This is a genomic window from Sulfitobacter mediterraneus, assembly GCF_003054325.1.
Classification (GTDB): domain Bacteria; phylum Pseudomonadota; class Alphaproteobacteria; order Rhodobacterales; family Rhodobacteraceae; genus Sulfitobacter; species Sulfitobacter mediterraneus.
The window spans coordinates 163352-187746 of sequence record NZ_QBKU01000008.1 but is presented as its reverse complement, the minus strand read 5'-3'; the positions used below and the strand labels follow the sequence as shown (position 1 = coordinate 187746).

Genomic DNA, 24395 nt, shown 5'->3' with positions numbered 1-24395 from the left:
GTCACCCAAGGCCACTGGCCCATGTGGCAATAAAGGCCATTCAGTCGATCACGAAACCGTGATAATTTGACTGGACACACCGTATTCTGGGTGGGCAGCAAATCAGGCGGGCGTATTTCATGTCGTACTTTCAAAAGTTTACTGGTGCTTTGGCAGGGCTCTGCCTGTTGACCGGGGCAGGTGGGGGATGGGCGGATGAGGCCAAGCCGCCGGTGGGTACCTCTCTGCGGTATTCGGAACGGATGCTGGACCGGCAGGAGGATGTAACGGGCAAAGTGGGCATTGCCCTGCGGGCGCAGCAATCGGGCGAGATTGGTATGCTGACCTTTGGCGGGCGGCTTTTTGCTACCATCATTGCCGAGCGTACTAACACTGCTGGCAAATTCCCCATCCTGTCGCGGCTGCCGCCGACCCACACCAGCGGCACCTCTGACGTCTACAGCGTGGTCAATGAGGCCACCGTGCATGCCACATTGGCCCTGCCATTGGTCACCGCATTTGCCCAAGCCGAATACACCGAAGTCGAATACCCCGGTCAGGATGCGCTGCAGCTGCGCAAATATTGGGTGGCGCTTGGCGATCTGGATCGGTCTCCGTTCTATCTCGCCGTGGGGCGCAAAACGGTGAATTTTGGCAATTTTGCCACCTATGCCCCCTTCACCCATTCCCACAGCAATCACTACTTTTGGGCGCAATCGAAAGATCCGGTGATCGAAGTGGGGTATCTGGGCAAGGATACCGAACTGGCGTTCACCTTGATCCCCGGCCATCGCGGCCTGCGGGTTGTGGACAGCCCGGACAACGATGGTGATTATGAGAATTACGCGCTCAACCTTGCGCACCGTCTGGACCTGAAGGGCGGGATGCAACTGCAACTCGGGGGCGGTTATCTGCGCGGTACGATCTATGACAGCGCGATTGCCCATCATCCGCCCTCTGCCGGAACCGCCCGCGTGTGGAACGGCGCTTATAACCTGAACGCAACGCTGAGCGGGGATCGCTATGACCTGATGGCAGAATTCACCAAAACCACCGGCATCTGGCCTGCCACGGGGCATAAGGTCAGCGCACTAACCCTTCAGGGCCGCTACCGGTCAAAGCTGTTTGGCAAACCCGCCACCTATTCCCTATCGCTGAGCCGCGGTGTGCAGGGGGCCAAGGGCACGGAGTGGGAAAAGATGGATCAGGCGGTGCTGGGCCTTGAAGTGGACATGAACAAGCATTTGAAATTGGGCGTGGAATACATGTTCAACGACGGGTTTGTCCCGCTGATCATGCCCAAGGCGGTTGGCGATGCGGGTGTGCAATCTCATACGCTGATCATCGGGGCGAAACTGACGTTTTGATCCGGGCTAGATCAACGTAACGCCTGTTTCTTCGAGCTGTTTCAAGGCTTTGTCAGCGGTCTTTTGATCTGCGGCCAGGATCGTCCGCCTGTCAATTGTCACCTGATAACCCCGTGCGCGGGCAGCAAGCGCCGTTTTGGCCACGCAATAGGCGGTATCCAGCCCCATCAGATGGAGATGACCAACGCCAAGTTTTTTCAGCAGGGGATCGAGGGCACCTGTCTCAAAACCGTCCTGCACCCGTTTGACCAAGGTGTGATCCGCCTTGTCCGCAAAGGGTGGGGCGATTTCAGTGCCTTCGGTGCCGGCCACGGCAGCCCCCTCCATGGCCAGACGGGCAATCACCTTGGTTGCAGGGATCGACCATTCCTGCCGCAGGGCAATGACGGGGATGTCATCAGCCTTGGCCCGTTCCACCGCTTGCAAGATGGCGGTTTCTGCACCGGCTTTCTGATCAGGGCTATAGGGGCCATCCCTCCAAAAAACGGTTTGTAAATCGATCATCACAAGCGCCGTGGCCGGCCGGCTCTCTATGCGCGGGCCGCTACTGACTCGGCCGATGCGCCAGATGCCGCGAATGAGCCAGAGGGCGATACCGCCAATGACAAGAGCAGAAAGAAGGAACGTCATGGAGTCTTCTCCTCGGTCGCGGACTTTAGCCGTGCGATCAATTGCTGCATGGTTTTGAGCGTGATCCCCAACTCGCCATCAGGCAGATCGCCCCCGATCCTTTTCAGCAATTCCTTCTCGCGCTGCATGACCTGTGTGATAAGCCTTTGCCCGACCTCAGTCAGGGCAATGAGCTTGGAGCGTTGATGGCGGGGGTTTGGCACCGCCTCGGTGAACCCGGCGGCATGGGTGTCATTGATCATCAGCTGCACATATTGCCGCTTGATCTCAAGGCGCTGCGCGATGTCCGGCACCGTCGCTGCGCCGCCATCTGCGAGGATTTCCAGCACGGCGCGCATCCGCACGGTCAACCCGCTGCCCTCAAGACCGCGTTCCACTGCGGCTTCCGCAGCCTGCATCAGGGGGCGGGATTGCCAGATAACTTGATATATTTGGTGCAAGTGATTCATGACACTATAGATGTCATTATGACATTTGTAATGTCAATAAGATGCGGAAAAATAGTTAAACCGGGCAATCGCACCGGACCCGGGTCTGGTGATTGTGTAAAGCCACACGCTGACTTTCGGGGCGAAGTTGACGTTCTAAGAGTTGCCTAACGCTCGGCGAAGAAACCTGCCATGCGCTCGCATTTACGCGTCAAACATCCCGCCGGTGATGCCAACCATAGTGATCAGCAATTCACCCGTATTCGGATCCATTGCTGCATTATGGCAGTCCTCAATCATTGTTTTGGCCTCGGCAAAGCTGGAGGCACCGCCGTCAAAGGTTTCAAACACCGCATCTGCATGTTCGACATTGCTCATCCCCATGTAGGACGAGAAATAGAGGCCCAGATAGGTTTTCGCCTCCAGAAACAGGGCATCGGCGGTCCGTTGAGACAAAGTTTCCGCACTGTCATCTGCGGAAGCTTCGGCCCGGGTGCCGCGGATGATCTCAAGCACCAATTCGCCGCGACTAATCTGGCCGCCCTCCAAAACGCCGGACCAAAACGCCAAGCCATTGGCATCCGGCGCACGGTTCAGGACGTTTTGATAAACGGAGGAAATGAATGCAGAAGGGTCATCGTCGAAGGAAAACAACGCCTGCGCCTCGACAGAACTGGCGAGATGGCCCGTGACTTCTTCGAGGGACATCCCCTTCACCACATGCTGCGCCCAGAAATACAGGCCCAGAGCATCCGGCGCACGGTCGAAAAACGCGGTGTAGATCTCAACCAATTCGCGGGCCTGTGCGTCACTCAATTCAACCGCATCCCGAAGCGCGCCAATGTTGAGGGCTGCGGCGTCTCCTGTCATGTGATGCACCTCATCGTTGGTATGGAAATGAAAGGTGCTCAGCTCATTTAGATCAATGGTGCGGTCCTGAAATTCCAGGAAATCAATGTTGAACAGGGTGTCTGTGCCTTCTCTGTCAGCCACTTTGTCTTCGACGGTGATCGTTCGCATCAGCAAAACTGTGTCCAGCGGCACAGAAGGGCCAATGCCCTCGTAAAGGTCTATCGGTACGAGGGGCTGCTGGCCAACATGAAACCTTGCGACGTTCTGTTCGACATTTATGACAAAATTAGAGCTTGGATAGTCATAAACAGCTGTTGCACCCGAAGACACATCGCCGCCAAACATCCCTTTTTCGGTCGATCTCAGTTCATCATTTCCCGGCCCGCCGTAAAGACGATCCTGCCCGATATACGAGAATATGAAATCGTCGCCGCTTCCGCCAAACACTGTATCATCACCGATGGAGGACTGGATATAATCGTCACCGGCGCCGCCTTCGATTACGGCGTTCGCTGAGGGGGCAAATGTCTTCCAGCGTTCATCATAGGTGAGATCGATGTCAGGATCTGGTAATATCTGATCGCTGACCAACACATTGCCGAAAAAATCGTAAAACTCAGGCTCTATCTGAATACGGTCATCGCCATCATGCCCGTTTACGACAAGCGGGGTTGTTCCATCTGACAATGCCTCAACGGTGATTTCGTCATCTCCGGCAAAAAAGGCCGCATCCAATTCGTTGGTCCAAGGCAGATCATTGGATTGGCCATTGCCGTTTACGGCATTGGGGTAGTGACTGAAATCAACGCCATTGAGGTCAAGCTGAACAACCGTTTGCTCGATTGGGACACCATCGTAAACATAGGACGGTTCCTCACGCGTCGTTCTGATGCCGATGATGGTGCCTGTGATCCTGCCGTCGCCGTCCTGCTGAAAAGTACCCGTTAAGGTGGTCCTCAACTCCGCTTCGCCCAAAGCTTCAAATGTGACTGAGGTTGTGGAAAAATGGTTGTTGAATGTGGTGTAGGCTCCTGTTGGATCGACATAATCCTCGGAGACCGGCCTCACAAAAGCTGGCTCCGAACAAATAAAGAATTGTGACATAAAATTGCCCGTCGTTGATGGGTGTACAGTAACCTGTTAACCCCCCCCAATGCGTTGGTCGCAAGTTCAATCTTTGATTGTGAGTTGGTTGGGAGTGTGCCTATTGCGGGTACCACCAAAGCAGCCTCATAGCAAAAAACGCCGGGCAAGTCCGCCCGGCCTTTCCTTTTCTCAATCCATATCAGTTCCCGGCGCTTTCCATCTTGCGATGGGCCAGAACGTCTTCGAGCCAGCCAAGCTTCATCTCCGGAACGGAACTGAGCAGCAGATCGGTGTAGTCATCAAAGGGCGGTGCCAGCACCTGCGACTTGGGGCCATAGCGCACAACCTCGCCTTGGAACATCACCGCAATGCTATCGGCAATCGCCTTAACCGTGGCCAGATCGTGGGTGATGAACAGGTAGGAAACATCCTCGATCTTTTGCAACTTGAGCAGCAGCTTGAGGATGCCGTCCGCCACCAACGGGTCCAAGGCCGATGTGACCTCGTCGCAGATGATCAGCTTGGGTTTCGCCGCCAGCGCCCGTGCGATGCAGACACGTTGTTTCTGGCCGCCGGACAGTTCCGCCGGATAACGGTCCTGAAACCCTTCGCCCAATTCGATCTCATCCAGAAGTTCCTGAATGCGGGTCTGCTTTTCCTTGCCCTTGAGGCCAAAGTAGAACTCAAGCGGGCGGCCGATGATCGTGCCTACGGTCTGGCGCGGGTTCATCGCGGTGTCCGCCATCTGGTAAATCATCTGCAATTCGCGCAGATCCTCCAGCGGGCGTGTGGCCAGATCGGGGGTGAGCGTGTGATCGTCAAAGACGATCTGCCCGTCCGAGGCTGGCAAAAGCCCGGTGATGACCCGCGCAAGGGTGGATTTGCCAGATCCGCTTTCCCCGACAACGGCCAGCGTTTGGCCCGGATGCAGTTCCACATTTATGCCCTTGAGCACGTCAAAGTTGGTGCCTTTATAGCGGGCCGTGACATTCTCAACTCGCAACAGCGGCGTGTCGGTGGGCACTTTTTCTTCGTGGTTGATCGACCGGACAGAAACCAGTGCCTTGGTGTAGTCTTCGCGCGGGGCGTTGATAATCTGGTCGGTAGTGCCGTATTCGACCATCTCGCCTTGTTGCAGAACCATGATGTGATCGCTGACCTGCGCCACCACGGCCAAATCGTGGGTGATATAAAGCGCGGCCACACCGGTGTCGCGGATCGCCTCTTTGATCGCGGCCAACACGTCAATCTGGGTGGTCACGTCCAACGCGGTGGTGGGTTCGTCAAAAACCACCATGTCCGGCTCGGGACACAGCGCGAGCGCCGTCATGCAGCGCTGCAACTGGCCGCCGGAAACCTGATGCGGATACCGGTTGCCGATGTTTTCGGGATCCGGCAGGCCAAGTTTGGTGAACAGGTTGATCGCCCGTTCCTCGGCCTCCTTGCGAGAGAACTTACCTTGAAAGATCGCGGCTTCGGTCACTTGTTCCATGATCTTTTTGGCGGGATTGAACGATGCCGCCGCAGATTGGGACACATAAGTAACCTCGGCGCCCCGCAAGCGGCGCACATCGCGCAGGCCTGATTGCAGGATGTCGCGGCCATTGACCCAAACCTCGCCGCCGGTCAATTCCACACCGCCACGGCCATAGGCCATGGAGGCCAGGCCGATGGTGGATTTACCCGCGCCGGATTCGCCGATCAGGCCCAGCACCTTGCCCGCCTCAAGATCGAAATCGACGCCATGGACAATTTCGATATCCCGCGGACGTTCGCCGGGTGGATAGATCGTCGCGCCAATTTTGAGGCCGCGTACCTTAAGCAGTGGTTCGGTCATCCCCGGCCCCCTTTCAGCGATGTGGTGCGGTTCAGGATCCAGTCCGCAACAAGGTTGATCGAGATACATAGAATGGCGATGGCATAAGCTGGATAAAGCGCCGCCTGAATGCCGTAGTTGATGCCTTCCTTGTTCTCTTTCACGATCCCGCCCCAATCCGCCAGCGGTGGCTGTACGCCAAGGCCAAGGAAAGACAGTGTGGAGATGAAAAGTACCGCGAAGATAAAGCGCAGACCCATCTCGGCCACGAGGGGGGAGAGCGCATTCGGCAGGGTCTCACGGAAGATAATCCAGCCGATTTTTTCGCCCCGCAGACGGGCCGCTTCGACGTAGTCCATGACCGTGATGTCTACAGCGACAGCACGGGCCAACCGGAAGACGCGTGTGCTGTCCAAAAGGCCCATCAGAAGGATCAGGATGAATGTGGTTGTCGGCATGACCGACAGAACTACAAGCGCAAAGATCAGCGATGGGATCGACATGATCAAATCAACAAAGCGGCTGATGGCTTGGTCAACCCAACCGCCCGACACCGCAGCAAAAAAGCCAAGGACGGAGCCAAGTGTGAAGCTCAGGATCGTGGCCATGGTCGCGATAAAGATCGTTGTGCGCCCGCCATAGATCAAACGCGTCAGCAGATCGCGGCCGATGCTGTCCGTGCCCAGCAAGAACTCGGATGAGGACGGCTCCCAGACATCGCCGACAACTTCGGCCATGCCATAAGGCGCGATGAGCGGCGCAAAAAGTGCCATGAGGAAAAACAGGCCGGTGAAGAACAGGCCGATGAGGGCGGAAAGAGGTATGTTCTTCATTTTGGATGCCTCAACCGTGGGTTCGCGAGGATTGAGACGATGTCAGCAATCAGGTTCAACCCGATGTACACGGCGGCAAAAATCAGACCGCAGGCCTGCACCACAGGCACATCGCGTTTGGCAACGTGATCCACCAGATATTGCCCCATGCCGGGATAGGCAAAGACCACTTCGACCACGACCACACCCACAACCAGATAGGCAAGGTTGATCATCACAACGTTGACGATGGGCGCAATGGCATTGGGAAAGGCGTGTTTTGCGATGATGCGCAGCATGCCCATACCCTTAAGCTCAGCCGTTTCGATATAGGCCGATTGCATAACGTTCAGGATCGCCGCGCGGGTCATGCGCATCATATGGGCCAGTACCACAAGGGTCAGCACCATAACCGGGATCGCAATGGCGTTGAGTTTCGCGCCAAGCGACATGCTGTCATTGATAATCGCAACGGAGGAGAACCAGCCAAGGCGGATAGAAATCCAGTAGATCAGAACATAGCCGATCATGAATTCAGGGATCGAAATGGTGGTCAGTGTCACGGCCGAGATCACCTTGTCAGGGATGCGGTCCTTGTAACGCACGGCCAGCAGGCCAAGAAAAATTGCCAGCGGAACCGAGATCGCAGCGGCCCAGAAGGCAAGGAACAACGTGTTTTTGAGACGTCCGCCAAGGCTTTCGGCAATATCGCGGCCATTGGTCAGCGCGGTGCCCAGATCGCCTTGCAGGATACCGCCAAGCCATTGAAAGTAGCGGGATACTGGGGGTTCGTCCAAGCCAAGGCTTTCACGCAGATTGGCAAGGTTTTCAGGGGTCGCAGACTGGCCAAGGATTTGCTGGGCCACGTCGCCGGGCAGCATCATCGTGCCGCCAAATATGAGAATGGACGCTGCAAACAGCAGCATAATGCCCAGCGCAACGCGCTGGACAATGAGTTTTAAAATCGGGTGCATTTGCTAATGGCCCGGATCACGCGTCTTTCAGCCAGCAGGCAATGTGAGACTTGTTGTTCATCACAGGGCCGTTTGGATCATTCACGTAACCGCCGACGTTGTTGGACACGCCCGCAACGAAGTCGTTGAACATTGGCAGGATCAAGCCGCCTTCGTCGCGCAGCATCTGGCCCATCTGGGAATAGATCGCCTTGCGCTTGCCTTGGTCCAGTTCGGCCTTGGCAGAGTTCAACAGGGCGTCAAAGTCATCACGCTTCCAACGGGTGTCGTTCCAATCTGCGGTGGACAGATATGCCGTGGCATACATCTGATCCTGCACCGGACGGCCACCCCAGTAGGAGGCACAGAAAGGCTGTACGTTCCATACTTCGGACCAGTAACCATCGTTTGGCTCACGCTTGATCTCCAGCGGGATACCCGCCTTGGCCGCGCTCTGCTGGAACAGGGCTGCGGCGTCAACCGCACCGGGGAAGGCACCGTCTGCAACACGCAGGATGATCGGGCTGCCATCGTGGCCGGACTTTTTATAGTGCTCGGCGGCTTTTTCGATGGAATGCTCGCGCTGCGGGATGCTTTCGTCAAACAGCGGATAGGAGGCGTTGATCGGCATGTCGTTCCCGATGGAGCCATAGCCACGGAGGATCTTGTCCACCATCTCCTGACGGTCGATCGCATACTTCAGCGCCAGACGCAGTTCGTTGTTGTCAAACGGCGCGGTGTCGATGTGCATGATAAACACATAGTGGCCACGGCCCGATGCGGATTGAACGCTCAGGTTCGGGGCACGGTCCAGCAGCGCGGCAACCTTTGGGTCAACGCGGTTGATGATCTGTACCTGACCAGATTGCAGCGCCGCGGTACGGGCTGTTGCATCGTTCAGAACAAGCTGTTCGATCTCATCGGCCCAGCCACGGTTCTCGCTGTCCCAATAATCGTCACGGCGCTTGAACGCGTGGCGCACACCGGGTTCGTCGATTTCGATGGTGTAGGGGCCGGTGCCGATGCCCGCGCCTGGATTGTCCATGCCGCCACCGGGCTGGATCATCAGGTGATAGTCCGCCATCAGGAACGGCAGGTCAGCGTTAGGCGTGTCCAGCTCAACCACAAAGTTGTCGCCGTCGACCTTCATATTCGCGATGCCCTTCATGATGCCCAATGCACCCGACTGGCTGTCTTCGTTGCTGTGACGCTCCATGGTTTTCATAACGTCGTCTGGCGTCATGTCTTTGCCGTTGGAGAACGGGATGCCCTTACGGATTTTGAAGGACCATGTCTTCGCATCTGCGGAAGCTTCGACGCTCTCGGCCATGCGGTAGTCCAGCTCGCCGTTCGGGTCGACTTCGACCAGGGTCTCGCCCCAGGCACGCAGGTTGTTCAATGGCACTTCGGATGCGGTCAGAGCCGGATCTTGGGTGTTCGTGCTTTCGCCGCCGGACGAGCCGATGCGCATCATGCCGCCACGCTTGGGCGTGTCCGCCTTGGCAGACGTGGCCAGCATGGTGTTTGCAACGGCTGCCGTCACGCCCAAAGCGGCGGCACGGCCGACAAACTCACGACGGGTCATCAGGCCCTTGGCCACTTTCTCCGTCAGGTAATTCAGTTGATCATTCATTTAGGTTCTCCCGGTTGTATCGTGGTTCGCCGCGTTGCTCGCGGTTTTATTGACTGTGGAGTCAAGTTTGCGCATTTCGTCTGTTGCTGCAAGGGTTAATAACGGGTCTTCATGTCGTTGTGACTACAGATTGTCCCGATCAATGCTGTCTTCGACATCCCTTTGATAGATCAGATCATTCCCTTCAAAGGCTTCGATTCGGGCAGTCAGGTGGAATTTTGTGCTGTCGGACCACATTTCGCAGCGGGTTTCGGTGCGCAGATGGATGTCGCCCTTCTGCAATTCATCGATCCAGTGACAGGTGCCGCGTGCAGAGGCCGGATCGTTTGGATGAACGCTCCAGTTTTCGCGGGCGATGGAACTGGTGATCAGCCCGTGATCGGCATCGCGCACAGCGCCAAAATCATCCTCGATGATCAGGCTGACGCGGCCTATGACCATATCGGTCTCCTGCCGGCGGATGTGGTTTTCATCGCGCAGGGTTTCGATCTGCCACGGGTCGGCGGCGGTGGGCGGTGCAAAGGCGTATTCATCCCCGCCAGCCGTGGGGCGTTGGGGCAGGGCGATCCGCCCTTGGGTCAGCCGCAGCTCGGTCTTTTCCGGCGACGGCCAGATCAGCGGCCAATAGGCGTCCGAGATCGACACCCGCAAGCGATGCCCCTTGGGTACGCGGTAGGCGATGTGATCAAGAGCAAAAGAAACCTCCTCAGGCACACCCGGCTGCATCGGCTGCGGCTCTGCTGCGCTGTTGCGATGGCTGAGGTTCAGCACGCCATAGGTGATCCGCGTCGAGGCACCATCGGGGTGAATGTGGTTCAGGCGCACGGCGATCTGCGCTTGTGGCTGGTCGGAGGCCACGGTCAATGACAGACGCGGCGCCCCGACGATATCCATGTCTCGGGTCAAAGGATCACTGTCAAAACAGCGCGACAACGCATCATCATGGCGCTGGTCGCCGGGCATTTCCGGCCCCAGCCAGATCGCGCAGTATTCCCCCGCGTCCGCCCCGCAATGCGCGGGAGAAGACACCAGCGCATCCAGTGGGCCAGCCATGTCGGTCAATCCATCATCGGTCAGGTGCAATTGTGCGGTGTCCAGATGGCTGGTTGCGCGCTTGTCTTCTGCCACCCAGCGGCCAGGGCGTTCTGTGTACCATGCTGCGGGGCGCACACCGTCCATCAAATAGGCGCGGTAGTCAGGATCATCCTCAACACCGGTATCCAAACCTTTGAGCCAGTGATCCCACCAGCGCAGCGCCTCCTGCAGAAAGCCGATGCGCGGTTCCGGCACAGCGAAATGCGGATATTTATGCACCCAAGGCCCGACAATCCCCTTGGCCCCCGGCAGCACCTCGACCAATTGCGGCACCGCGTTTTTGTAGGCGTCACCCCAGCCCCCAACGGCCAGCACCTTGGCCTTGATTGCGCTGAAATCTTCGCAGACCGATCCATGCCGCCAATAGGCATCGCGGCGCTGGTGGCGCAGCCATGTGGCGGGCAAGAACGGTTCGTTCTCCAACCGCTCCAGCCACATCTCGCGCCAATCCTCGGGGCGCAGGGCCGGGTCCGGCGCACGAGAGGAATAAGACCACATCGTCGCGCCCCAGCCGAGGTTTTCATTCAGCAGGCAACCGCCCTTGTAATGAATATCATCGGCAAAACGGTCCACAGTGGAACACAGGGTGATCACCGCCTTGAGCGGATCAGGGGCGAGGGCGGCCACCTGCAACCCGTTGAACCCGCCCCAGCTGATCCCCATCATGCCGACATTGCCGTTGCACCACGGCTGGGCGGCGGCCCAGTTGATCACCTCAACCGCGTCGTTGAGTTCCTGTGCGGTGTATTCGTCCTCCATCAACCCTTCGCTGTCACCATTGCCGCGAATATCGACGCGCAAGCAGGCATAGCCGCGCATTGCAAACCATGGATGGGTCAGCGCATCCCGCGCACAGGTGCCGTCGCGTTTGCGATAGGGCAGATATTCAAGGATCACCGGCACCGGATCATCGTCCGCGTCTTTGGGCATCCAGACCCGCGCCGACAGGCGGCATCCATCAGAAAGAGTGATGCCCATGTCGGGCTCTTCGGTGATCTCGCGCAATGCGTTGGGGGTGCTTGTCATGTCGCGACCGTCCGAGGGATCGTTGATTCTGTCAAGCAGATGGACCCGGTAACAGGGCTGTCTGGAGCTAAGTCCTTCTGTGAATTGGACCTATCGATTGATCGTCAATCCAACCAGCCTGACCTAAATTGCCCAAAGGAGACCTTGTATGTGTTCCGAGGCTGGCACCGCCGTGCCGCGTATCATGATCGAAAACGAACGGGTCAAAGTCACCGAATGGCGCTTTGCCGCGCGCGGGGACAACACCGGATGGCATCGCCATGCTTATGATTACGTGGTGATCCCGCTGTTTGATGGCGTCCTTGAAATAGATCTCGGCGAGGGCGAGCGTGTCACCGCTCAGATGCAAAACGGCGTGCCTTATTACCGTGACCTTGGGGTCTCGCATGATGTGATCAACGGCAATGATTTCGAATGCGCCTTTGTCGAGGTGGAGCTGTTGGAGCCGAAACCGGGCTAGGGCCGTTCGGTATCCAGGCAGATCGTCACCGGACCGTCATTGACCAGCGCCACGGACATATCCGCGCCAAATTCACCAGTTTCCACAGCAATGCCGAGGCCGCGCAGGTGATCGGCGAAGTGGAGGTATAGCGCTTTGGCCGCGTCCGGTTTAGCCGCATAAGAAAAGCCCGGACGGGTGCCGCGTGAGGTGTCGGCGGCCAAGGTGAACTGGCTGACCACCAAGGCCGCGCCACCGGTCTGGGCCAAAGACAGGTTCATCTTGCCTGCGTCATCCTTGAACAGCCGCAGCTTGGAAATCTTGAGCGCCAGCGCCTCGGCGGTTTTTTCATCGTCCTCGGGCATGGCGCAGACAAGGATCATCAACCCCGCCTCAATCTGCCCGATCACCGCGCCATCCACTGTGACGGAGGCCTGCGTCACCCGTTGAAGAACTGCCCGCATCTTATTCTTTCCACTCAATAATATCTGACGGTTCCGCCCGTTCGGTGCGGAACTGGTTGGCGGGGTGATCGGCATCGGCGTAACCGAACGAAATCGCGCAGAGGACCAGACGATCCTCCCCGAGTTCAAAGTATTCGCGCACCTGCGGGGCGTAGGCGGCAATCGCCGCTTGCGGCACAGTGGCCACCCCCAGCGCGGTGGCGGCAAGGGTAAAGGCGGTGACAAATCCACCGCTGTCCATTGCGCCGTAGGGGCCAAGCTCTGCCGGGGAATGCACAATCGCCACATGCGGCGCATCAAACAGCGCGTAGTTGCGCAACATCTGGTCCTGCCTGCCTTTGCGGTCCGATTTGTCGATCCCAACCGCATCGTAAAGCTGAAAACCGCAGGTGCGACGCCGTTCAGCATAGGCGCCGGAATATCCTTTGGGCCAAGGCAGGTCGGGCTGTGGCACGCCGCCCGCGCTGGCGGTCTCCAGCATCAACTGGCGAAACGCCTCGGTGCCGGCGCCTTTGGTCACGCTGACCTGCCAGGGCTGGGCGTTGCACCAGCTGGGCACATGGCGGGCGGTTTTCACGATTTGGGCGATCACTGCATCAGGCACGGGATCGGGACGGAAGCCACGGCAGGAGTGCCGCGCCTTGAGAATATCATTCAGGGTGTCGATCTGGGTCATTTATTCTGCGCCACAAAATAGCCGATGACCCCGGCGGCCAACAGGCCAAGGACCACCGCAATGGTGATTTTGATGGCCGAGTAGGGGCGTTCGCCCTGCACCCGGCCAGAGGTTCCGTTCACAACAAACCGATAGGTTTTGCCGCGGTATTTATAGGCCGCCAACCAGACCGGCAGCAGGATATGTTTAAACGTGAGATCCGACATGGCGGTATCCACATCATGCACCCGTTGCCGATCACCGCCGATGTCAAATCGCACGTCCCGTTCGATCACCCGGTCCATATGCGCACGCGCCTCGGCAAAGCCATCCTCAAGCGAAACCGCATAGGCCTCGGCGCGAAAACCGGCAAGATATTCCGGCGCATAAGGCGCAAGCCCGGACAGATCCCACGGCTCCAGTGCGTCGGTGTATTTCTTGGGCAGGGATTTCGACGCCAGCACCAGCACATCATCAAAAAACCGCGCCACCCGGCCCGATGCCGGGGACCAACGCACTTTTTGCACGCGTTCCTGCACCCGTTTGCCATCTCGCGTCACAGTGCGGGTCACGTAATAGACCGTACCGCGCTCGCCCCGGTATGACGACCGCGTCTGTGCGTCATAGGTCCAATAGGGCACGTAAATCCCCTGCATTTTCCGCCCCTTGCGGGCATAATCCTGCAATCCGTTTGGCGCAAACCACAACCCGCCCAACCATTTGGTCATGGCATCGCGGGCGGTTTCTTCGGCCAAGGCAAAGGGCAATACGGCGCGGGGTTTGATGTGGCGATGGGTGCCGGTATCGACCACCACCGGCGTGGCGCAAAACGGGCATTCAGCGGCGTGTTTGCCCGCCTCAAACTCCACCTGCGCCGCGCAATTGGGGCAGGTGGTGACGCGGGTTTCTTCCATCTCGGCGCTGGGCAGATCGGCGGCCAGACCCGTTTGCAGGTCAAGTTCGGCAATGGCGTGGCTGCGCGGGGCGGCGCCTGCGATGGCTTCGGTGTTGCCGCAATGGTCACAGACCAACTGCGCCGGGCCGGGATCAAACCGCAGGTCGGATCCGCAAGTGTCGCAGGGAAAGCGATGCTCTGCCACAGGGGCGGGGGGCATGTGAGGGTCAGTCATCTGGGGCCTCGTCAGTCTTGCCACAGACATAGCGGCCTTGGGCACCGGGTGCCAGTGCCGCTGCCCATCGGCTTACAAATATCGGTGCAGTCGTTTAGGCGCCATGATCCGCAGGGCATTGTCGCGCAGGCGCAAATGCCGCCAGATGTGGAAAGCGGCGTGGCAGATGGCAATCAACGCCAGCAGGTAGAATTCATAGATATGGATCTGGCCGATAATCTCATTGGCGCGGCGCAGGCCAAGGGGCGGGGCGATGGGAAGGAACCCTCCGGCCTTGAGCAGGGTAAAGGAGGTCAGCCCAAGGAAAAAACCGCTGAGCGCGACACCGAACAATCCCCAGATCAACGCCTTGTGCATCCATTGATGCGCCCGCCGCGCCCATGGCGGCAATTTCGGTCCCGGACGGCTGGCCAATCCGCGCCGCATATAATCGGCGGTCCAAAGCAGGCACAGCGTAACAAAGATCAACGCCAGCATCGAATGGGCCTGAAACGCCTTTGGCCCAAACGGCAGCACATCATCAGGCGTGACCAGGATGAACCAGATCAGCATTGGCACCATCGCCCAATGCATCGCCTTGAGCCATGTGCGCCGTTGGGGCAGCCACTTGGGCAGGTGAAACGAAGGGCGAGGTATGCGGATCATCATGGCCAAGCCACGGACAACACCGCGCAAAAGTTTCGCGCAGCCCTCACGCGCCGGGTGGGGGCGGCGGCAATACAGTGAACAATTGTGCCAGCTCGGCCACATCTTCGGCCCGTTGCCACCCGTCCTGACCGGGGGTCCAAACATAGGTTTCGCGGCTCAGACTGCCGTCGGCGGCCTTGCGCCCCATGGCGGCTTTGGAAAACGGCCCGGTTGTCTCGCCGTCCACGGCGATATGCCAGACATGTTCAACAGGTGGCGGCGGGGGCGGGATATGTGCCGTGGCGGGGGCGGCAGCAACCTGCGGTCTTGCGCCCCAAGGCCCTGCTTGCGCAGCGGCCTGGCCGATCTGCATACCCAGACCGGCACCCAGACCCGCCTGAATCGCAGCAGCCCCGCCGCCATCGCGGCCCAGGGCCTCAGCCGCCTGAAACTGCATGTATTCGTTCAGGTTCCCGATCACCCCCATGGAGGACCGCTTGTCCAGAACATCCTCAACCGCAGGCGGAAGGGAGATGTTTTCGATATACAGCTCTGGCATGGCCAGCCCGTATTCAGCCAATTGAGCGGCGATCTCGGTGCCGACCAGCTTGCTCAGCTCGCGGGTGTTCGCGGCCATGTCCAGCACCGGGATCTGGGCGCGGGCGATGGTGCGCGAGAACTCCTGCACGATGATGTTGCGGATCTGATAACTGATCTCGTCCATGGTAAATTCGCCATCGGTCCCGACAATCTCGGTCAGGAAGCGTGCCGGATCGCTGACGCGCACCGAATAGGTGCCATAGGCCCGCAGACGCACGGGGCCAAACTCCGGATCGCGCACGATAATCGGGTTCTTGGTGCCCCATTTGAGGTCATTGAACCGGGTGGTGTTGACGTAATAGATCTCGGATTTGAACGGGCTTTTGAACCCGTGATCCCAGTGTTGCAAGGTCGTCATCACCGGCATGTTGTTGGTTTCAAGCATATAAAGACCGGGGGTAAAGACGTCCGCCAGTTGCCCCTCATGCACAAACACCGCCGCTTGCCCCTCTCGGACGGTCAGTTTGGCCCCATATTTGATCTCATGGCCCTCACGCTCGAAACGCCAGACCATGGTGTCGCGGCTGTCATCCACCCAATGAATGACATCAATGAATTCGCCGGAAAGGAAATCGAAAATACCCATGAGGTTGGTCCTTTATTGGTCAGAAATGGGAAGGCTCACAACGGCCCGCCAGTCAGTTCGCGTGCGATGATACGGGTGATCGGCGCGGCCTCGGTGGCGCTCATGCCGGGGCGCAAGCGGTTGTCATAGAGCATCTTGAGCAGCAGCTCGTCATGGCCCGTCAGCAGCGCAAATTCGTCGTCATCGTTAAAGATCGAGGGCCGCGCGGCGGGGCTGTCATTGGCAAGGCCAAGGCCCTGCGCCAATTCTTCGTGAATGCAGCTGAGGCGCAGAAGGTCGGGGTTCTCGGCGCGAATGATTGCCACCGCTGCGGTATAGGTGTTGGCGTCCGGCCCGGCGGCATAGGCGGCGACGGCGCAATAGGTGTCGCGGCGCATGTTGCGCAGGGCCCGCAGGCTGTTGGCGGTGATGCCGCGCACCCGTGTTGCGGCCTCGACCAAAGCTTCGGCGCGGTCGTCCTCAGAGGCGATGATCACCAGAAAATTAGGACTGCCGGAAGTGGAAATCGGATGGCCGGTGATCCGCGCCAGTCGGCTTGCATAGCGGCGCACATCATAGGTGTCGCCATTGCGCTGTGACGGCGGCACGCCAGCGCCAAAGATCACGTCCATGCGCACCGGCGTATCCCAGCGGCGCAGTGGGCTTTGTCCGCCGCGACCCGAGAAATTGCCATCGTATTCGTTGAAAAATGCGATTTTCTCAAAGTTGCGAGCCAGCATATCGGCGGTAAAGGGCGTGTCCGCGCCGCCACCATCGCGGCGCAGCAACCCTTGGGTCAATTGCGCGGTCTGCACCTGATTGAGATAGCTGCGTAGCATCGCGCTTTTTTGTGAGGTGGGTTTGGCCACCACAGGGGCGGGCAGGGCGGCAGGCCGCGCCTGCGGTTTCAGCGAGGGTTCAACAGGCGCGATCAGGTTGCACGCGGCAAGGGCGGCGGACAGAATGCCCGCCCCCCCGATGCGCGTCATGCGCTGGAAAATGCCTGCCGCCATCAAGTGCTTACCCCGGAACCGCGCCGCTAGCAGTGTCGCCAAGGCCGGTTTTCTTGGCCTTCGCAGCGGCCAGTGTGTCGCGCAGATTTGCTTCCATCTCCTGCAATTCCTTCTCGGCAGCGGCGCGTTTGGCCTTGCCTTCGTCGGCGATTTGCAGACTTTCTTCGATGGTGCCAATCAGATCGGCGTTGGCCTGTTTCACCGCTTCGATGTCGAACACTCCGCGCTCCATCTCTTGGCGGATCATCTTGTTGCTTTCACGCAGATTTTTCGCGTTTGAGGTCAGCAATTCATTGGTCAGGTCATTGGCCTCGCGCACTGCATTGGCCGCCTCGGCAGAGCGTTGGATGGTCACGGCCTGCGCCAGTTGCGTTTCCCACAGCGGCACGGTGTTGACCAGCGTGGAGTTGATCTTGGTCACCAACGATTTGTCGTTTTCCTGCACCAGCCGGATCGAGGGCAGCGATTGCATGGTGACCTGACGGGTCAGTTTCAGATCATGCACGCGGCGTTCCAGATCATCCCGCGCGGCACGCATATCGCGCAGTTCTTGGGCGACCATCACCTGATCGGCTTCGGCAGCCTTGCTGACTTCAGCCTCCTTGGCGGGGATCACGGTTGCGTCCAGATCGGCCAGCTTGGCCTCACCCGCCGCGATATAAAGCGCCAGCTCATCGTAGAACTGCAGTGTCTTTTCATAAAGCATATCAAGCGATTTGATATCTTTGAGCAGGGTGTGCTCATGGCTCAGCAGGTTGTCCGTGATCCGGTCAATCTGGCCTTGAACCTTTTCAAACTGGGCGGTGAATTTGGCAAAGGGCGCGGCTTTGCCCAAAAGTTTTTCCCACCAGCTGCGTTTGCGGCGCACATCCAGTTCAGAAACCGAAAACCCGCGAATGGTGCTGACGATACTGCGCAGGCTGTCGCCTGCCGGGCCAACATCTTTGTTGCGCACATCGGCCAGCATCGCTTGGCTGATTTCCTGCAACTCCGCCTGTGCGGCCGATCCGAAGGACACGATGGATTGTGTGTCTTCCATGTCGATCTCGGCCATGCGCCGCTTGATCTCGGCGCTTTGGGTCTTGTTGGCCTTTTCCAGCGGGACAACCGCATTGGCCGCCGCCGGTTCAGGCAGGACAACGGCGGTCACTTCTTCGACCATAGCAAGGGATTGGTTGGCTTTTTCACGAACAGTTTCAGACATATATCAAGTTTCCTTCATGCGTTTTGCAGGGCAAAGTCAGTCCAGTCGGACCCCTTCGCGGGACAGCCGTTCGCGCAGCACGTCGATCTCTACGGTCAGATCGCTGCGATCTTCGAGCAGGGATTTGCGTGTGCGGGCGGCAAAGTTTCGGTCAAGATCATCAAGCAGGGCAAGGTAATCGGCGCGGGCCTGCTCGTCCTGTGATCGGCTGTAGATATCGGCAAATTTGGCGGTCGCGTCCCGCGCGCCGCGCAGATAAACCGACAGATATTTGCGGGCGGCGGTCAGATCGCGGGGATCTTCCTCAACCGTGCGGATCAGATCGCGGGCGGTGTCCTGAAAGGCCGCAAGCCGCGCCGCTGCGCTGCGGTCTTTGGCGCGGGCCATGGCGTCGCTCATCCCTGCCAGCAGCTTTTCCGCCTCATCCACCACGCGCGCAACGCGGTCTTGCTGAAAGGTGTCGATGCCTTCCATGCCTTTGCTTTTCATTGGATCAAGGCCAAAGGCCGTCAGTTGCAGCGCGGCTGTACAGCCACCAAACAGCAGCGGCGCAAGGATGGCAAATCCGCCGTCCTGATGGGCCAGAACCGCAAGCGCGGCGCCAAGGCCAGCAGCGGCAGAGGCCAGTATCTTGCGCGGAATTGCCGGTTTGCGGGCCACTTTGCGGCTGTTGAATTCTGCCTCCGCGCGCAAACCTTCGCGCAGCAGCCACGCAGCAAGGATCAGGCTGGCCGCACCCGCCAGACCCAGCGCAAGACTGGTGGCACCATCGTTCAATGAAGTGAAAACCAATACAATAGCCGGCGCAAACAGCACATTAGAGCGCCCGCCTGCCGGGTCCACTTCGATGCGCTTGCGCGGTGTGCCGTCCGGTGCAGCCTGCCCATCGGGGCTGTATTTTCCGCCAAAACGTTTGGCCATGGTTCAAAGTCCCCCAAGCCAGCCGCTGGTGACGCCAAACAGCACCACAATCAACGCAACATATGCCATTTTACGAACGGACCGTGACCCCATCAGATCTTCCTTTATTCCCGCGATGCCCGTTTCGGACCCAGAAGGCCGGGGGGCTGTAGCCGCAGTCCAGATTGATAGCATTATCGCGCCAATGGCAACGATCACCACAACAAACAATACGATCAGCAAGAGCCGTGCCACTATTTTCCCCCGTGCTGCCAACATAGGCGCAACTTTGTCGCCGTGCCAGACGATCTACCTTGGTGCACAGATTGGCGGCAGACAGACATGGCGCCATCAAGCGTGCGCTCTGTAAATTTGTACATAAGATATAGGGGTTTACCCGACCATTGTGAATGACATGTGACGGGGAAAAACCGGTCAAAACTCACCCATGAGATGTGCATCGCACCGCAGCCCAAAGAGGTTTTGCGACATCGCGATCCCGCTTTGGTGTCGCAGGGCGAACAGAAAAGCCGGGATTCTCAGTCAAGTTGGCCAAAAACATGGGGTGAATTTTTCTTATGTTCGAACGCCGTATTCCCGAATGGATCCGCCACGCGCCAGCCCCCTCTGTCAGAGGGTTCGCGATGCTGGCGGGATGTGAAGCCGTTGCGCGAGGGATCTTGATCTCGGTCTATCCTGTGGCGATCTATGATGCTCTCAAAGATGCCGCGCTGATCAGCTCGATCTACTTTTGCATCGGGGTTGTGTCCTTGATTGTGGGGCTGCTGGTGCCCTTCCTGAACCGGTTTGTACCGCGCCGCTGGATGTATGGTGTGGGGGCGTTTGGCTTTGTTGTTTCGGCAGGGCTGGCGATGACGGGGCGGCCCGAAATGATCGTGGCGTCCTTGGTGCTGAATTCACTGGCAACGGTGACAACCTTTGTCTGCTTTAACGCCTATGTGCTGGACTACATCGCGCGGGTGGAATTGGGCAAATGCGAGACCCTGCGCATGTTCTATTCGGCTTTGGGTTGGACGCTCGGCCCGGTGTTGGGCGTGGTGCTTTGGACTGTCTGGCAACCTGCGCCTTTCGTTGTCTCTGCTGTTGCGGCCGCTTTGATGTTGGCGGTGTTCCTTTATATGCGGCTGGGCAATGGCAAGTTGATCACGCGGGCCCGCCGGGCACCGCCCAACCCGCTGTCGTTTCTGGGGCGGTTCTTTGAACAGCCAAGGTTGATCGCAGGCTGGCTTTTTGCGGTGATCCGGTCCTGTGGCTGGTGGGCCTACGTGGTGTATCTGCCTATTTTTGCTGTGGAAAACGGGTTAGGGGAACAGTTGGGCGGGATCTTACTGTCGCTGACAAATGCAGCGCTGTTCCTGTCGCCGATGATGCTGCGCTGGATGCAGGCGGGGTCCATCCGCCGTTCTGTGCGCACTGGGTTCATGGCCTGCGGGATGCTCTTTGCGCTGGCCGGTTTTGTGGCGGGTTTGCCGCTCGCCACGATTGCGCTGCTGTTTTGCGGAAGTTTCTTTTTGATTTTGCTGGATATCTGCGCCGGGCTGCCCTTTTTGATGGCGGTCAAACCGTCCGAGCGGACCGAGATGTCGGCGATCTATTCCTCGTTCCGCGATGTGTCGGGCATTGCCACGCCGGGGATTGCCTGGCTGATCCTGCTGGCTGCGCCGATCTCGGGCATCTTTGTCGCGGCAGGGGCGGCCAGCTTTGTTGCTTGGGGGATCGCAGGGCGCCTGCATCCGAGGCTGGGTGAGGCGCGTTTGAAGCCCGCCGGACCGTTGTTGCCCGCCGAGACTGCCGAACCTGAAGCCGCTTGGTAACTCTGGCGGCGCGGCAGCCGTGATTTAGCGGCGGGGTTTGCCGGGCTTTCCGGCCATGCTGCTGCGGCGCTTTGAAAACCGCTGCACCGTTTTGGGCTTTTTCTGCGCGGTGCCGCTGGCGTCTTCGATCTCGAGCCCCAATTGGTCACGCACGATCTTGCGGCGCACCTCTTCGACCTCACCGGATTTCAGCTCACCCAGTTGGAACGGGCCATAGCTGATGCGGATTAGGCGGTTCACGCTGAGGTTCACAGCTTCCATTGCGCGGCGGATTTCGCGGTTCTTGCCCTCGCGCAGCCCCACGGTCAGCCAGGCATTTGCGCCCTGCTGCCGGTCCAGCGTCACGGTCATCGGCTGAAACCGCTCGCCCTCAATGGTGATGCCTTTGCGCAATGGCTCCAACGCGGCGTCGCTGGGCCGCCCGTTGACGCGCACGCGGTAGCGGCGCAGCCAACCGGTGCTGGGCAGTTCCAGTTTGCGCTTGATGCCGCCGTCATTGGTCAGCAGCAGCAGCCCTTCGGAATTGATATCAAGACGCCCCACCGACATCACACGCGGCATGTCTTCGGGCATTTTGTCATAAATCGTCTCGCGGCCCTTTTCGTCGCGGTCGCTGGTCACCAGCCCGGTGGGCTTGTGATACATCCACATGCGCGGCGGCTCCGGTTCTGACACAAGATTGCCATCGACCATTATGGCGTCACTCTCGGTCACGTTCAGCGCGGGAGACAGGATCTGTTCCCCGTTCACGCGCACACGGCCTGCCTCGATCATGCGCTCGGCCTCACGGCGGGAGGCAACACCGGCACGGGCCAGAACTTTGGCGATCCGGTCGCCTTTCGGGGTCTCTTTGGGGGCATTCTCTGTCATGCCGACCGCTTACCCTGTTTGTGCGGGTTGCGAAAGGGCGGCAATTGCGGGCATGAAAAGGGATGGTGTTTCGATCCCACATGCAGGCCGCCCTGGCCGAAGCGGCCGCCGCTGGCGTGCGCGGCGAAGTGCCGGTGGGCGCTGTTGTCGTCGATCCGGCGGGGCAAGTGGTGGCGCGGGCGGGCAACCGCACGCGTGAATTGAACGATCCGACCGCCCATGCCGAGGTGCTGGCAATCCGCGCCGCCTGCGCGGCGGCTGCGTCCGAACGGCTGCCGGATCATGCGCTTTACGTGACGCTTGAACCCTGCCCGATGTGTGCCGCCGCGATATCGGCGGCGCGGGTGGCGCGGTTGTATTATGGCGCTTCCGATCCCAAATCAGGTGGGGTCGCGCAGGGCGCACGGGTGTTTTCGCATCCGCAATGCCACCATGTGCCAGAGGTGTTTGACGGCATTGACGGGGCGGCGGCGGAGGCCATGTTGAAAGAGTTTTTTGAAGCGAAAAGAAAAGGTTAATTGGTATGGCTGTCAGTAAAGAGCTTTCCCGCTTTACCCGAGATGCATTGAGCGCAGGCAAAAGCCGCGATGAGATTGCAACCGCCTTGACCGCCTCAGGCTGGAGCGCATCAGAAGTGTCGGATGCATTGAGCGCCTGGGCAGACACCCCGTTCGCGCCCCCGGTGCCAAGGCCGCAATCCACCGTTTCGGCGCGGGATTTCTTTATCTACGCGCTGATGTTCGGGGTCTTGCTGTTTGGCGCGATCCATCTGGTGCTTTTGCTGAACCATCTGATTGATCGGGCCTTTGATGATGGAGGCTACCGCAGCAGCCATGGCATCCGCTGGGCGATTGCGGTTCTGGTGGTGACGGCGCCGACCTATCTGTGGCTGACCGCGCGGGAACGCGGCAAACTGGCCGCCGATCCGGCGCTGTACCGGTCGGCGATCCGGCGTTGGATGACCTATCTGACCCTGCTGGGCGCGTCCGGCGTGTTGCTGGGCGATCTGGTGTCGGTGATCTATGCCTTCCTCAGCGGTGATTTCACTCTGCAGTTTTTGGCCAAGGCGCTGGTTGTCGGCGCGGTCTCTGGCCTGATTTTCCTGTATTATCTGGGGGATATCCGCAAAGGGGACGCGGCATGAACAAGCTGCTTTTTGCGGCTTGCGTGGCCCTTGTGTGCGGCGCTTTGGGTGCCGCGTTGATGGTCGTGGGCGGTCCGGGACATGCCTGCATGGAAAAGAACGACGCGCAGCGGGCAGCGAACCTGCGCATACTGGGGCAGTATTACCGTTGCAACCTTCCGGTTGAGCCATCGCTGGGTGATCGCGAATCCCAAGAAACGCCAGATCGGTGCGCCGGCCATGTGCGCAAACCAGATGCGCGCGATCCGGTCACGAACGAAGAATACGTCTTCATCTGGAGCAGCGCCGATCAATTTGAGGTCTGCGCCACCTTTCAAACCGACACCCAGCTCCGCGACCGCTATCCCTTTCAGGACATCACATTCGACGGGGCGGAGGGATGTGTGGTCCACGCCCGCACTGGCGTGGGCATGAAATGGGCGATCCAGTAGACGTTACAGGCGGATCGGCTCCAGCACCTCCGGTTCAATCACATTGACCCCCGGCAACCCGTCTGCCAACGCCTTGGCCGATTGTTCGAGCGCGTCAAAGGTGCGGTAATGGCAGGGGATCACGGTTTTGAAGTCGAAATAACGTTTTGCGGCATAGGCGGCCTCGGCCATGCCCATGGTGTAGAACCCACCCGCCGACAGAATACCGATGTCGGGTTTGTAAAAATCGCCAATCCAGTCCATGTCGGCCATGATGCCGGTATCGCCCGAGATATAGACCGTATGCCCTTCACCGCGCAGGATAAATCCTGTCTCGTGGCCCATAGCCAGAGGTTTGTCCCTCTCCATGGTGGACGACGAATGCATCGCAGGCACCATCGCGGCTGTCACGTTATCGCCCAGCGGGATCGTGCCGCCGATGTTATAAGCCGCCCCCTCCACCGCACCGCCCGCCGCGAGGTATTGCGCCAGCTCATACATACCTGAAACCGGCGCGCCGGTGGATTTGGAGATCTCCACAACATCGGTGATGTGATCAAAATGACCATGTGTGACCAGAATATGCGTCGCGCCTTGGGTGGCGGCCCCATAACCGTCTTCGGGCATCATCGGATTGCCGTTCAGCCAAGGGTCGATCAAGACCACCTGATCTTCGATTTCGATGCGAAATGAGCCGTGGCCAAGCCAGATGATATTCATATGTGTTCTCCCCTTCGATTGGGGAAAGCATAATCTGTTCTGGCGCTGCGGCAAGTGCGGCATCTGGCGGCAAACCGGCCCTCCGGGGGGAGGTTTTTTGGGCCAAATGAAGAGGCGGGCAGGGCGCACCCTTGCGAGGGCG

At 59.0% G+C, this 24395-nt stretch carries 25 protein-coding genes; 6 read left to right on the top strand and 19 right to left on the bottom strand.

The features are described 5' to 3' along the window. Positions 1 to 119 precede the first annotated feature (119 nt). The gene (locus C8N31_RS14295) at positions 120 to 1346 is read left to right on the top strand and encodes a hypothetical protein (protein WP_037918188.1); all 1227 of its coding nucleotides are present in this window, start codon (positions 120 to 122) and stop codon (positions 1344 to 1346) included. A gap of 6 nt (positions 1347 to 1352) precedes the next feature. Here C8N31_RS14295 and C8N31_RS14290 read toward each other — a convergent pair whose 3' ends face one another. The 8 genes from C8N31_RS14290 to C8N31_RS14255 form a co-directional block, all read right to left on the bottom strand. Beyond that, the gene (locus tag C8N31_RS14290) at positions 1353 to 1850 is read right to left on the bottom strand and encodes a cysteine hydrolase family protein (protein ID WP_231476759.1); all 498 of its coding nucleotides are present in this window, start codon (positions 1848 to 1850) and stop codon (positions 1353 to 1355) included. A gap of 122 nt (positions 1851 to 1972) precedes the next feature. Then, positions 1973 to 2374: a MarR family winged helix-turn-helix transcriptional regulator gene (locus C8N31_RS14285; protein WP_231476757.1), complete on the bottom strand. Its 402-nt coding sequence runs from the start codon at positions 2372 to 2374 to the stop codon at positions 1973 to 1975. A 234-nt stretch (positions 2375 to 2608) separates the two neighbouring features. Continuing rightward, entirely contained in the window at positions 2609 to 4360 is a 1752-nt protein-coding gene (locus tag C8N31_RS14280; protein WP_025047788.1) for a DUF4214 domain-containing protein, read from the bottom strand. 181 nt (positions 4361 to 4541) lie between these two features. Further along, positions 4542 to 6179 carry an ABC transporter ATP-binding protein gene (locus C8N31_RS14275; protein ID WP_025047787.1) on the bottom strand — a complete coding sequence of 546 codons (1638 nt, stop codon included), beginning with the start codon at positions 6177 to 6179 and terminating at the stop codon, positions 4542 to 4544. Next, complete coding sequence (locus tag C8N31_RS14270) at positions 6176 to 6991, bottom strand: ABC transporter permease (RefSeq protein ID WP_025047786.1); 816 nt, start codon at positions 6989 to 6991, stop codon at positions 6176 to 6178. The genes C8N31_RS14275 and C8N31_RS14270 overlap by 4 nt, the downstream gene beginning before the upstream one ends. Continuing rightward, entirely contained in the window at positions 6988 to 7944 is a 957-nt protein-coding gene (locus C8N31_RS14265; protein ID WP_025047785.1) for an ABC transporter permease, read from the bottom strand. Before C8N31_RS14265 ends, C8N31_RS14270 begins: the two co-directional genes overlap by 4 nt. A 16-nt stretch (positions 7945 to 7960) precedes the next feature. Continuing rightward, complete coding sequence (locus tag C8N31_RS14260) at positions 7961 to 9556, bottom strand: ABC transporter substrate-binding protein (RefSeq protein ID WP_025047784.1); 1596 nt, start codon at positions 9554 to 9556, stop codon at positions 7961 to 7963. A gap of 123 nt (positions 9557 to 9679) precedes the next feature. After that, positions 9680 to 11677: a CocE/NonD family hydrolase gene (locus tag C8N31_RS14255; protein WP_025047783.1), complete on the bottom strand. Its 1998-nt coding sequence runs from the start codon at positions 11675 to 11677 to the stop codon at positions 9680 to 9682. A 148-nt stretch (positions 11678 to 11825) separates the two neighbouring features. On the opposite strand from C8N31_RS14255, the gene C8N31_RS14250 reads away from it, so the two are divergent. Further along, positions 11826 to 12137, top strand: a complete 312-nt coding sequence (locus C8N31_RS14250) for a cupin domain-containing protein (RefSeq protein WP_025047782.1) — start codon at positions 11826 to 11828, stop codon at positions 12135 to 12137. On the opposite strand, the gene dtd is transcribed toward C8N31_RS14250, so the two are convergent. The 9 genes from dtd to C8N31_RS14205 form a co-directional block, all read right to left on the bottom strand. Next, positions 12134 to 12580 (bottom strand): D-aminoacyl-tRNA deacylase, encoded by a 447-nt coding sequence (dtd, locus tag C8N31_RS14245; RefSeq protein WP_025047781.1) that lies wholly within the window; start codon positions 12578 to 12580, stop codon positions 12134 to 12136. The genes C8N31_RS14250 and dtd overlap by 4 nt on opposite strands. A 1-nt stretch (position 12581) precedes the next feature. Next, the gene (locus C8N31_RS14240; protein ID WP_025047780.1) at positions 12582 to 13256 is read right to left on the bottom strand and encodes a nitroreductase; all 675 of its coding nucleotides are present in this window, start codon (positions 13254 to 13256) and stop codon (positions 12582 to 12584) included. Continuing rightward, on the bottom strand, positions 13253 to 14365 hold the full coding sequence (locus tag C8N31_RS14235; RefSeq protein WP_025047779.1) for a TFIIB-type zinc ribbon-containing protein: 1113 nt from the start codon (positions 14363 to 14365) through the stop codon (positions 13253 to 13255). The genes C8N31_RS14240 and C8N31_RS14235 overlap by 4 nt, the downstream gene beginning before the upstream one ends. Before the next feature lie 72 nt (positions 14366 to 14437). Further along, a complete protein-coding gene (locus tag C8N31_RS14230) occupies positions 14438 to 15010 on the bottom strand; it encodes a cytochrome b/b6 domain-containing protein (protein WP_051544593.1) in 573 nt (190 codons plus the stop codon). A 46-nt stretch (positions 15011 to 15056) separates the two neighbouring features. Continuing rightward, positions 15057 to 16178 carry an SPFH domain-containing protein gene (locus tag C8N31_RS14225; protein ID WP_025047777.1) on the bottom strand — a complete coding sequence of 374 codons (1122 nt, stop codon included), beginning with the start codon at positions 16176 to 16178 and terminating at the stop codon, positions 15057 to 15059. Between the two features lie 35 nt (positions 16179 to 16213). Beyond that, positions 16214 to 17146, bottom strand: coding sequence for a DUF2927 domain-containing protein (locus C8N31_RS14220; protein WP_037918232.1), 933 nt, complete (start codon positions 17144 to 17146; stop codon positions 16214 to 16216). A 31-nt stretch (positions 17147 to 17177) separates the two neighbouring features. Beyond that, positions 17178 to 18374 (bottom strand): toxic anion resistance protein, encoded by a 1197-nt coding sequence (locus tag C8N31_RS14215; RefSeq protein ID WP_025047775.1) that lies wholly within the window; start codon positions 18372 to 18374, stop codon positions 17178 to 17180. A 36-nt stretch (positions 18375 to 18410) separates the two neighbouring features. After that, a complete protein-coding gene (locus tag C8N31_RS14210) occupies positions 18411 to 19295 on the bottom strand; it encodes a 5-bromo-4-chloroindolyl phosphate hydrolysis family protein (RefSeq protein ID WP_025047774.1) in 885 nt (294 codons plus the stop codon). Between the two features lie 3 nt (positions 19296 to 19298). Then, a complete protein-coding gene (locus C8N31_RS14205) occupies positions 19299 to 19529 on the bottom strand; it encodes a hypothetical protein (protein WP_037918184.1) in 231 nt (76 codons plus the stop codon). A 323-nt stretch (positions 19530 to 19852) separates the two neighbouring features. On the opposite strand from C8N31_RS14205, the gene C8N31_RS14200 reads away from it, so the two are divergent. Beyond that, positions 19853 to 21109 carry an MFS transporter gene (locus tag C8N31_RS14200; protein WP_025047773.1) on the top strand — a complete coding sequence of 419 codons (1257 nt, stop codon included), beginning with the start codon at positions 19853 to 19855 and terminating at the stop codon, positions 21107 to 21109. A gap of 24 nt (positions 21110 to 21133) precedes the next feature. Here the strand turns inward: C8N31_RS14200 and C8N31_RS14195 are convergent, their stop codons facing one another. After that, the gene (locus C8N31_RS14195; RefSeq protein ID WP_025047772.1) at positions 21134 to 21979 is read right to left on the bottom strand and encodes a pseudouridine synthase; all 846 of its coding nucleotides are present in this window, start codon (positions 21977 to 21979) and stop codon (positions 21134 to 21136) included. A 62-nt stretch (positions 21980 to 22041) separates the two neighbouring features. Here C8N31_RS14195 and C8N31_RS14190 point away from each other — a divergent pair, with 62 nt between their 5' ends. Genes C8N31_RS14190 through C8N31_RS14180 form a run of 3 tightly spaced genes read left to right on the top strand, consistent with a single transcriptional unit; the run spans position 22042 to position 23554 of the window. After that, a complete protein-coding gene (locus C8N31_RS14190; RefSeq protein ID WP_025047771.1) occupies positions 22042 to 22497 on the top strand; it encodes a nucleoside deaminase in 456 nt (151 codons plus the stop codon). Between the two features lie 5 nt (positions 22498 to 22502). Beyond that, positions 22503 to 23123: a DUF5671 domain-containing protein gene (locus C8N31_RS14185; RefSeq protein ID WP_025047770.1), complete on the top strand. Its 621-nt coding sequence runs from the start codon at positions 22503 to 22505 to the stop codon at positions 23121 to 23123. Next, positions 23120 to 23554 (top strand): hypothetical protein, encoded by a 435-nt coding sequence (locus tag C8N31_RS14180; RefSeq protein WP_025047769.1) that lies wholly within the window; start codon positions 23120 to 23122, stop codon positions 23552 to 23554. The genes C8N31_RS14185 and C8N31_RS14180 overlap by 4 nt, the downstream gene beginning before the upstream one ends. Positions 23555 to 23557: 3 nt before the next feature. On the opposite strand, the gene C8N31_RS14175 is transcribed toward C8N31_RS14180, so the two are convergent. Further along, on the bottom strand, positions 23558 to 24253 hold the full coding sequence (locus C8N31_RS14175) for a metal-dependent hydrolase (RefSeq protein WP_025047768.1): 696 nt from the start codon (positions 24251 to 24253) through the stop codon (positions 23558 to 23560). Between the last annotated feature and the right edge of the window lie 142 nt (positions 24254 to 24395).

What these genes read in the sequence shown, in the direction of transcription:
- C8N31_RS14185 (WP_025047770.1), top strand. Translation starts at nt 22,503, where the DNA reads ATGGCTGTCAGTAAAGAGCTTTCCCGCTTTACCCGAGATGCATTGAGC.
- C8N31_RS14230 (WP_051544593.1), bottom strand. Translation starts at nt 15,010, where the DNA reads ATGATCCGCATACCTCGCCCTTCGTTTCACCTGCCCAAGTGGCTGCCC.
- C8N31_RS14280 (WP_025047788.1), bottom strand. Translation starts at nt 4,360, where the DNA reads ATGTCACAATTCTTTATTTGTTCGGAGCCAGCTTTTGTGAGGCCGGTC.
- C8N31_RS14285 (WP_231476757.1), bottom strand. Translation starts at nt 2,374, where the DNA reads ATGCAGGCTGCGGAAGCCGCAGTGGAACGCGGTCTTGAGGGCAGCGGG.
- C8N31_RS14270 (WP_025047786.1), bottom strand. Translation starts at nt 6,991, where the DNA reads ATGAAGAACATACCTCTTTCCGCCCTCATCGGCCTGTTCTTCACCGGC.
- C8N31_RS14250 (WP_025047782.1), top strand. Translation starts at nt 11,826, where the DNA reads ATGTGTTCCGAGGCTGGCACCGCCGTGCCGCGTATCATGATCGAAAAC.
- C8N31_RS14255 (WP_025047783.1), bottom strand. Translation starts at nt 11,677, where the DNA reads ATGACAAGCACCCCCAACGCATTGCGCGAGATCACCGAAGAGCCCGAC.
- C8N31_RS14265 (WP_025047785.1), bottom strand. Translation starts at nt 7,944, where the DNA reads ATGCACCCGATTTTAAAACTCATTGTCCAGCGCGTTGCGCTGGGCATT.
- C8N31_RS14175 (WP_025047768.1), bottom strand. Translation starts at nt 24,253, where the DNA reads ATGAATATCATCTGGCTTGGCCACGGCTCATTTCGCATCGAAATCGAA.
- C8N31_RS14235 (WP_025047779.1), bottom strand. Translation starts at nt 14,365, where the DNA reads ATGACTGACCCTCACATGCCCCCCGCCCCTGTGGCAGAGCATCGCTTT.
- C8N31_RS14290 (WP_231476759.1), bottom strand. Translation starts at nt 1,850, where the DNA reads ATGATCGATTTACAAACCGTTTTTTGGAGGGATGGCCCCTATAGCCCT.
- C8N31_RS14195 (WP_025047772.1), bottom strand. Translation starts at nt 21,979, where the DNA reads ATGACAGAGAATGCCCCCAAAGAGACCCCGAAAGGCGACCGGATCGCC.
- C8N31_RS14220 (WP_037918232.1), bottom strand. Translation starts at nt 17,146, where the DNA reads ATGACGCGCATCGGGGGGGCGGGCATTCTGTCCGCCGCCCTTGCCGCG.
- C8N31_RS14260 (WP_025047784.1), bottom strand. Translation starts at nt 9,556, where the DNA reads ATGAATGATCAACTGAATTACCTGACGGAGAAAGTGGCCAAGGGCCTG.
- C8N31_RS14215 (WP_025047775.1), bottom strand. Translation starts at nt 18,374, where the DNA reads ATGTCTGAAACTGTTCGTGAAAAAGCCAACCAATCCCTTGCTATGGTC.
- C8N31_RS14180 (WP_025047769.1), top strand. Translation starts at nt 23,120, where the DNA reads ATGAACAAGCTGCTTTTTGCGGCTTGCGTGGCCCTTGTGTGCGGCGCT.
- C8N31_RS14190 (WP_025047771.1), top strand. Translation starts at nt 22,042, where the DNA reads ATGGTGTTTCGATCCCACATGCAGGCCGCCCTGGCCGAAGCGGCCGCC.
- C8N31_RS14295 (WP_037918188.1), top strand. Translation starts at nt 120, where the DNA reads ATGTCGTACTTTCAAAAGTTTACTGGTGCTTTGGCAGGGCTCTGCCTG.
- dtd (WP_025047781.1), bottom strand. Translation starts at nt 12,580, where the DNA reads ATGCGGGCAGTTCTTCAACGGGTGACGCAGGCCTCCGTCACAGTGGAT.
- C8N31_RS14240 (WP_025047780.1), bottom strand. Translation starts at nt 13,256, where the DNA reads ATGACCCAGATCGACACCCTGAATGATATTCTCAAGGCGCGGCACTCC.
- C8N31_RS14200 (WP_025047773.1), top strand. Translation starts at nt 19,853, where the DNA reads ATGTTCGAACGCCGTATTCCCGAATGGATCCGCCACGCGCCAGCCCCC.
- C8N31_RS14210 (WP_025047774.1), bottom strand. Translation starts at nt 19,295, where the DNA reads ATGGCCAAACGTTTTGGCGGAAAATACAGCCCCGATGGGCAGGCTGCA.
- C8N31_RS14275 (WP_025047787.1), bottom strand. Translation starts at nt 6,179, where the DNA reads ATGACCGAACCACTGCTTAAGGTACGCGGCCTCAAAATTGGCGCGACG.
- C8N31_RS14225 (WP_025047777.1), bottom strand. Translation starts at nt 16,178, where the DNA reads ATGGGTATTTTCGATTTCCTTTCCGGCGAATTCATTGATGTCATTCAT.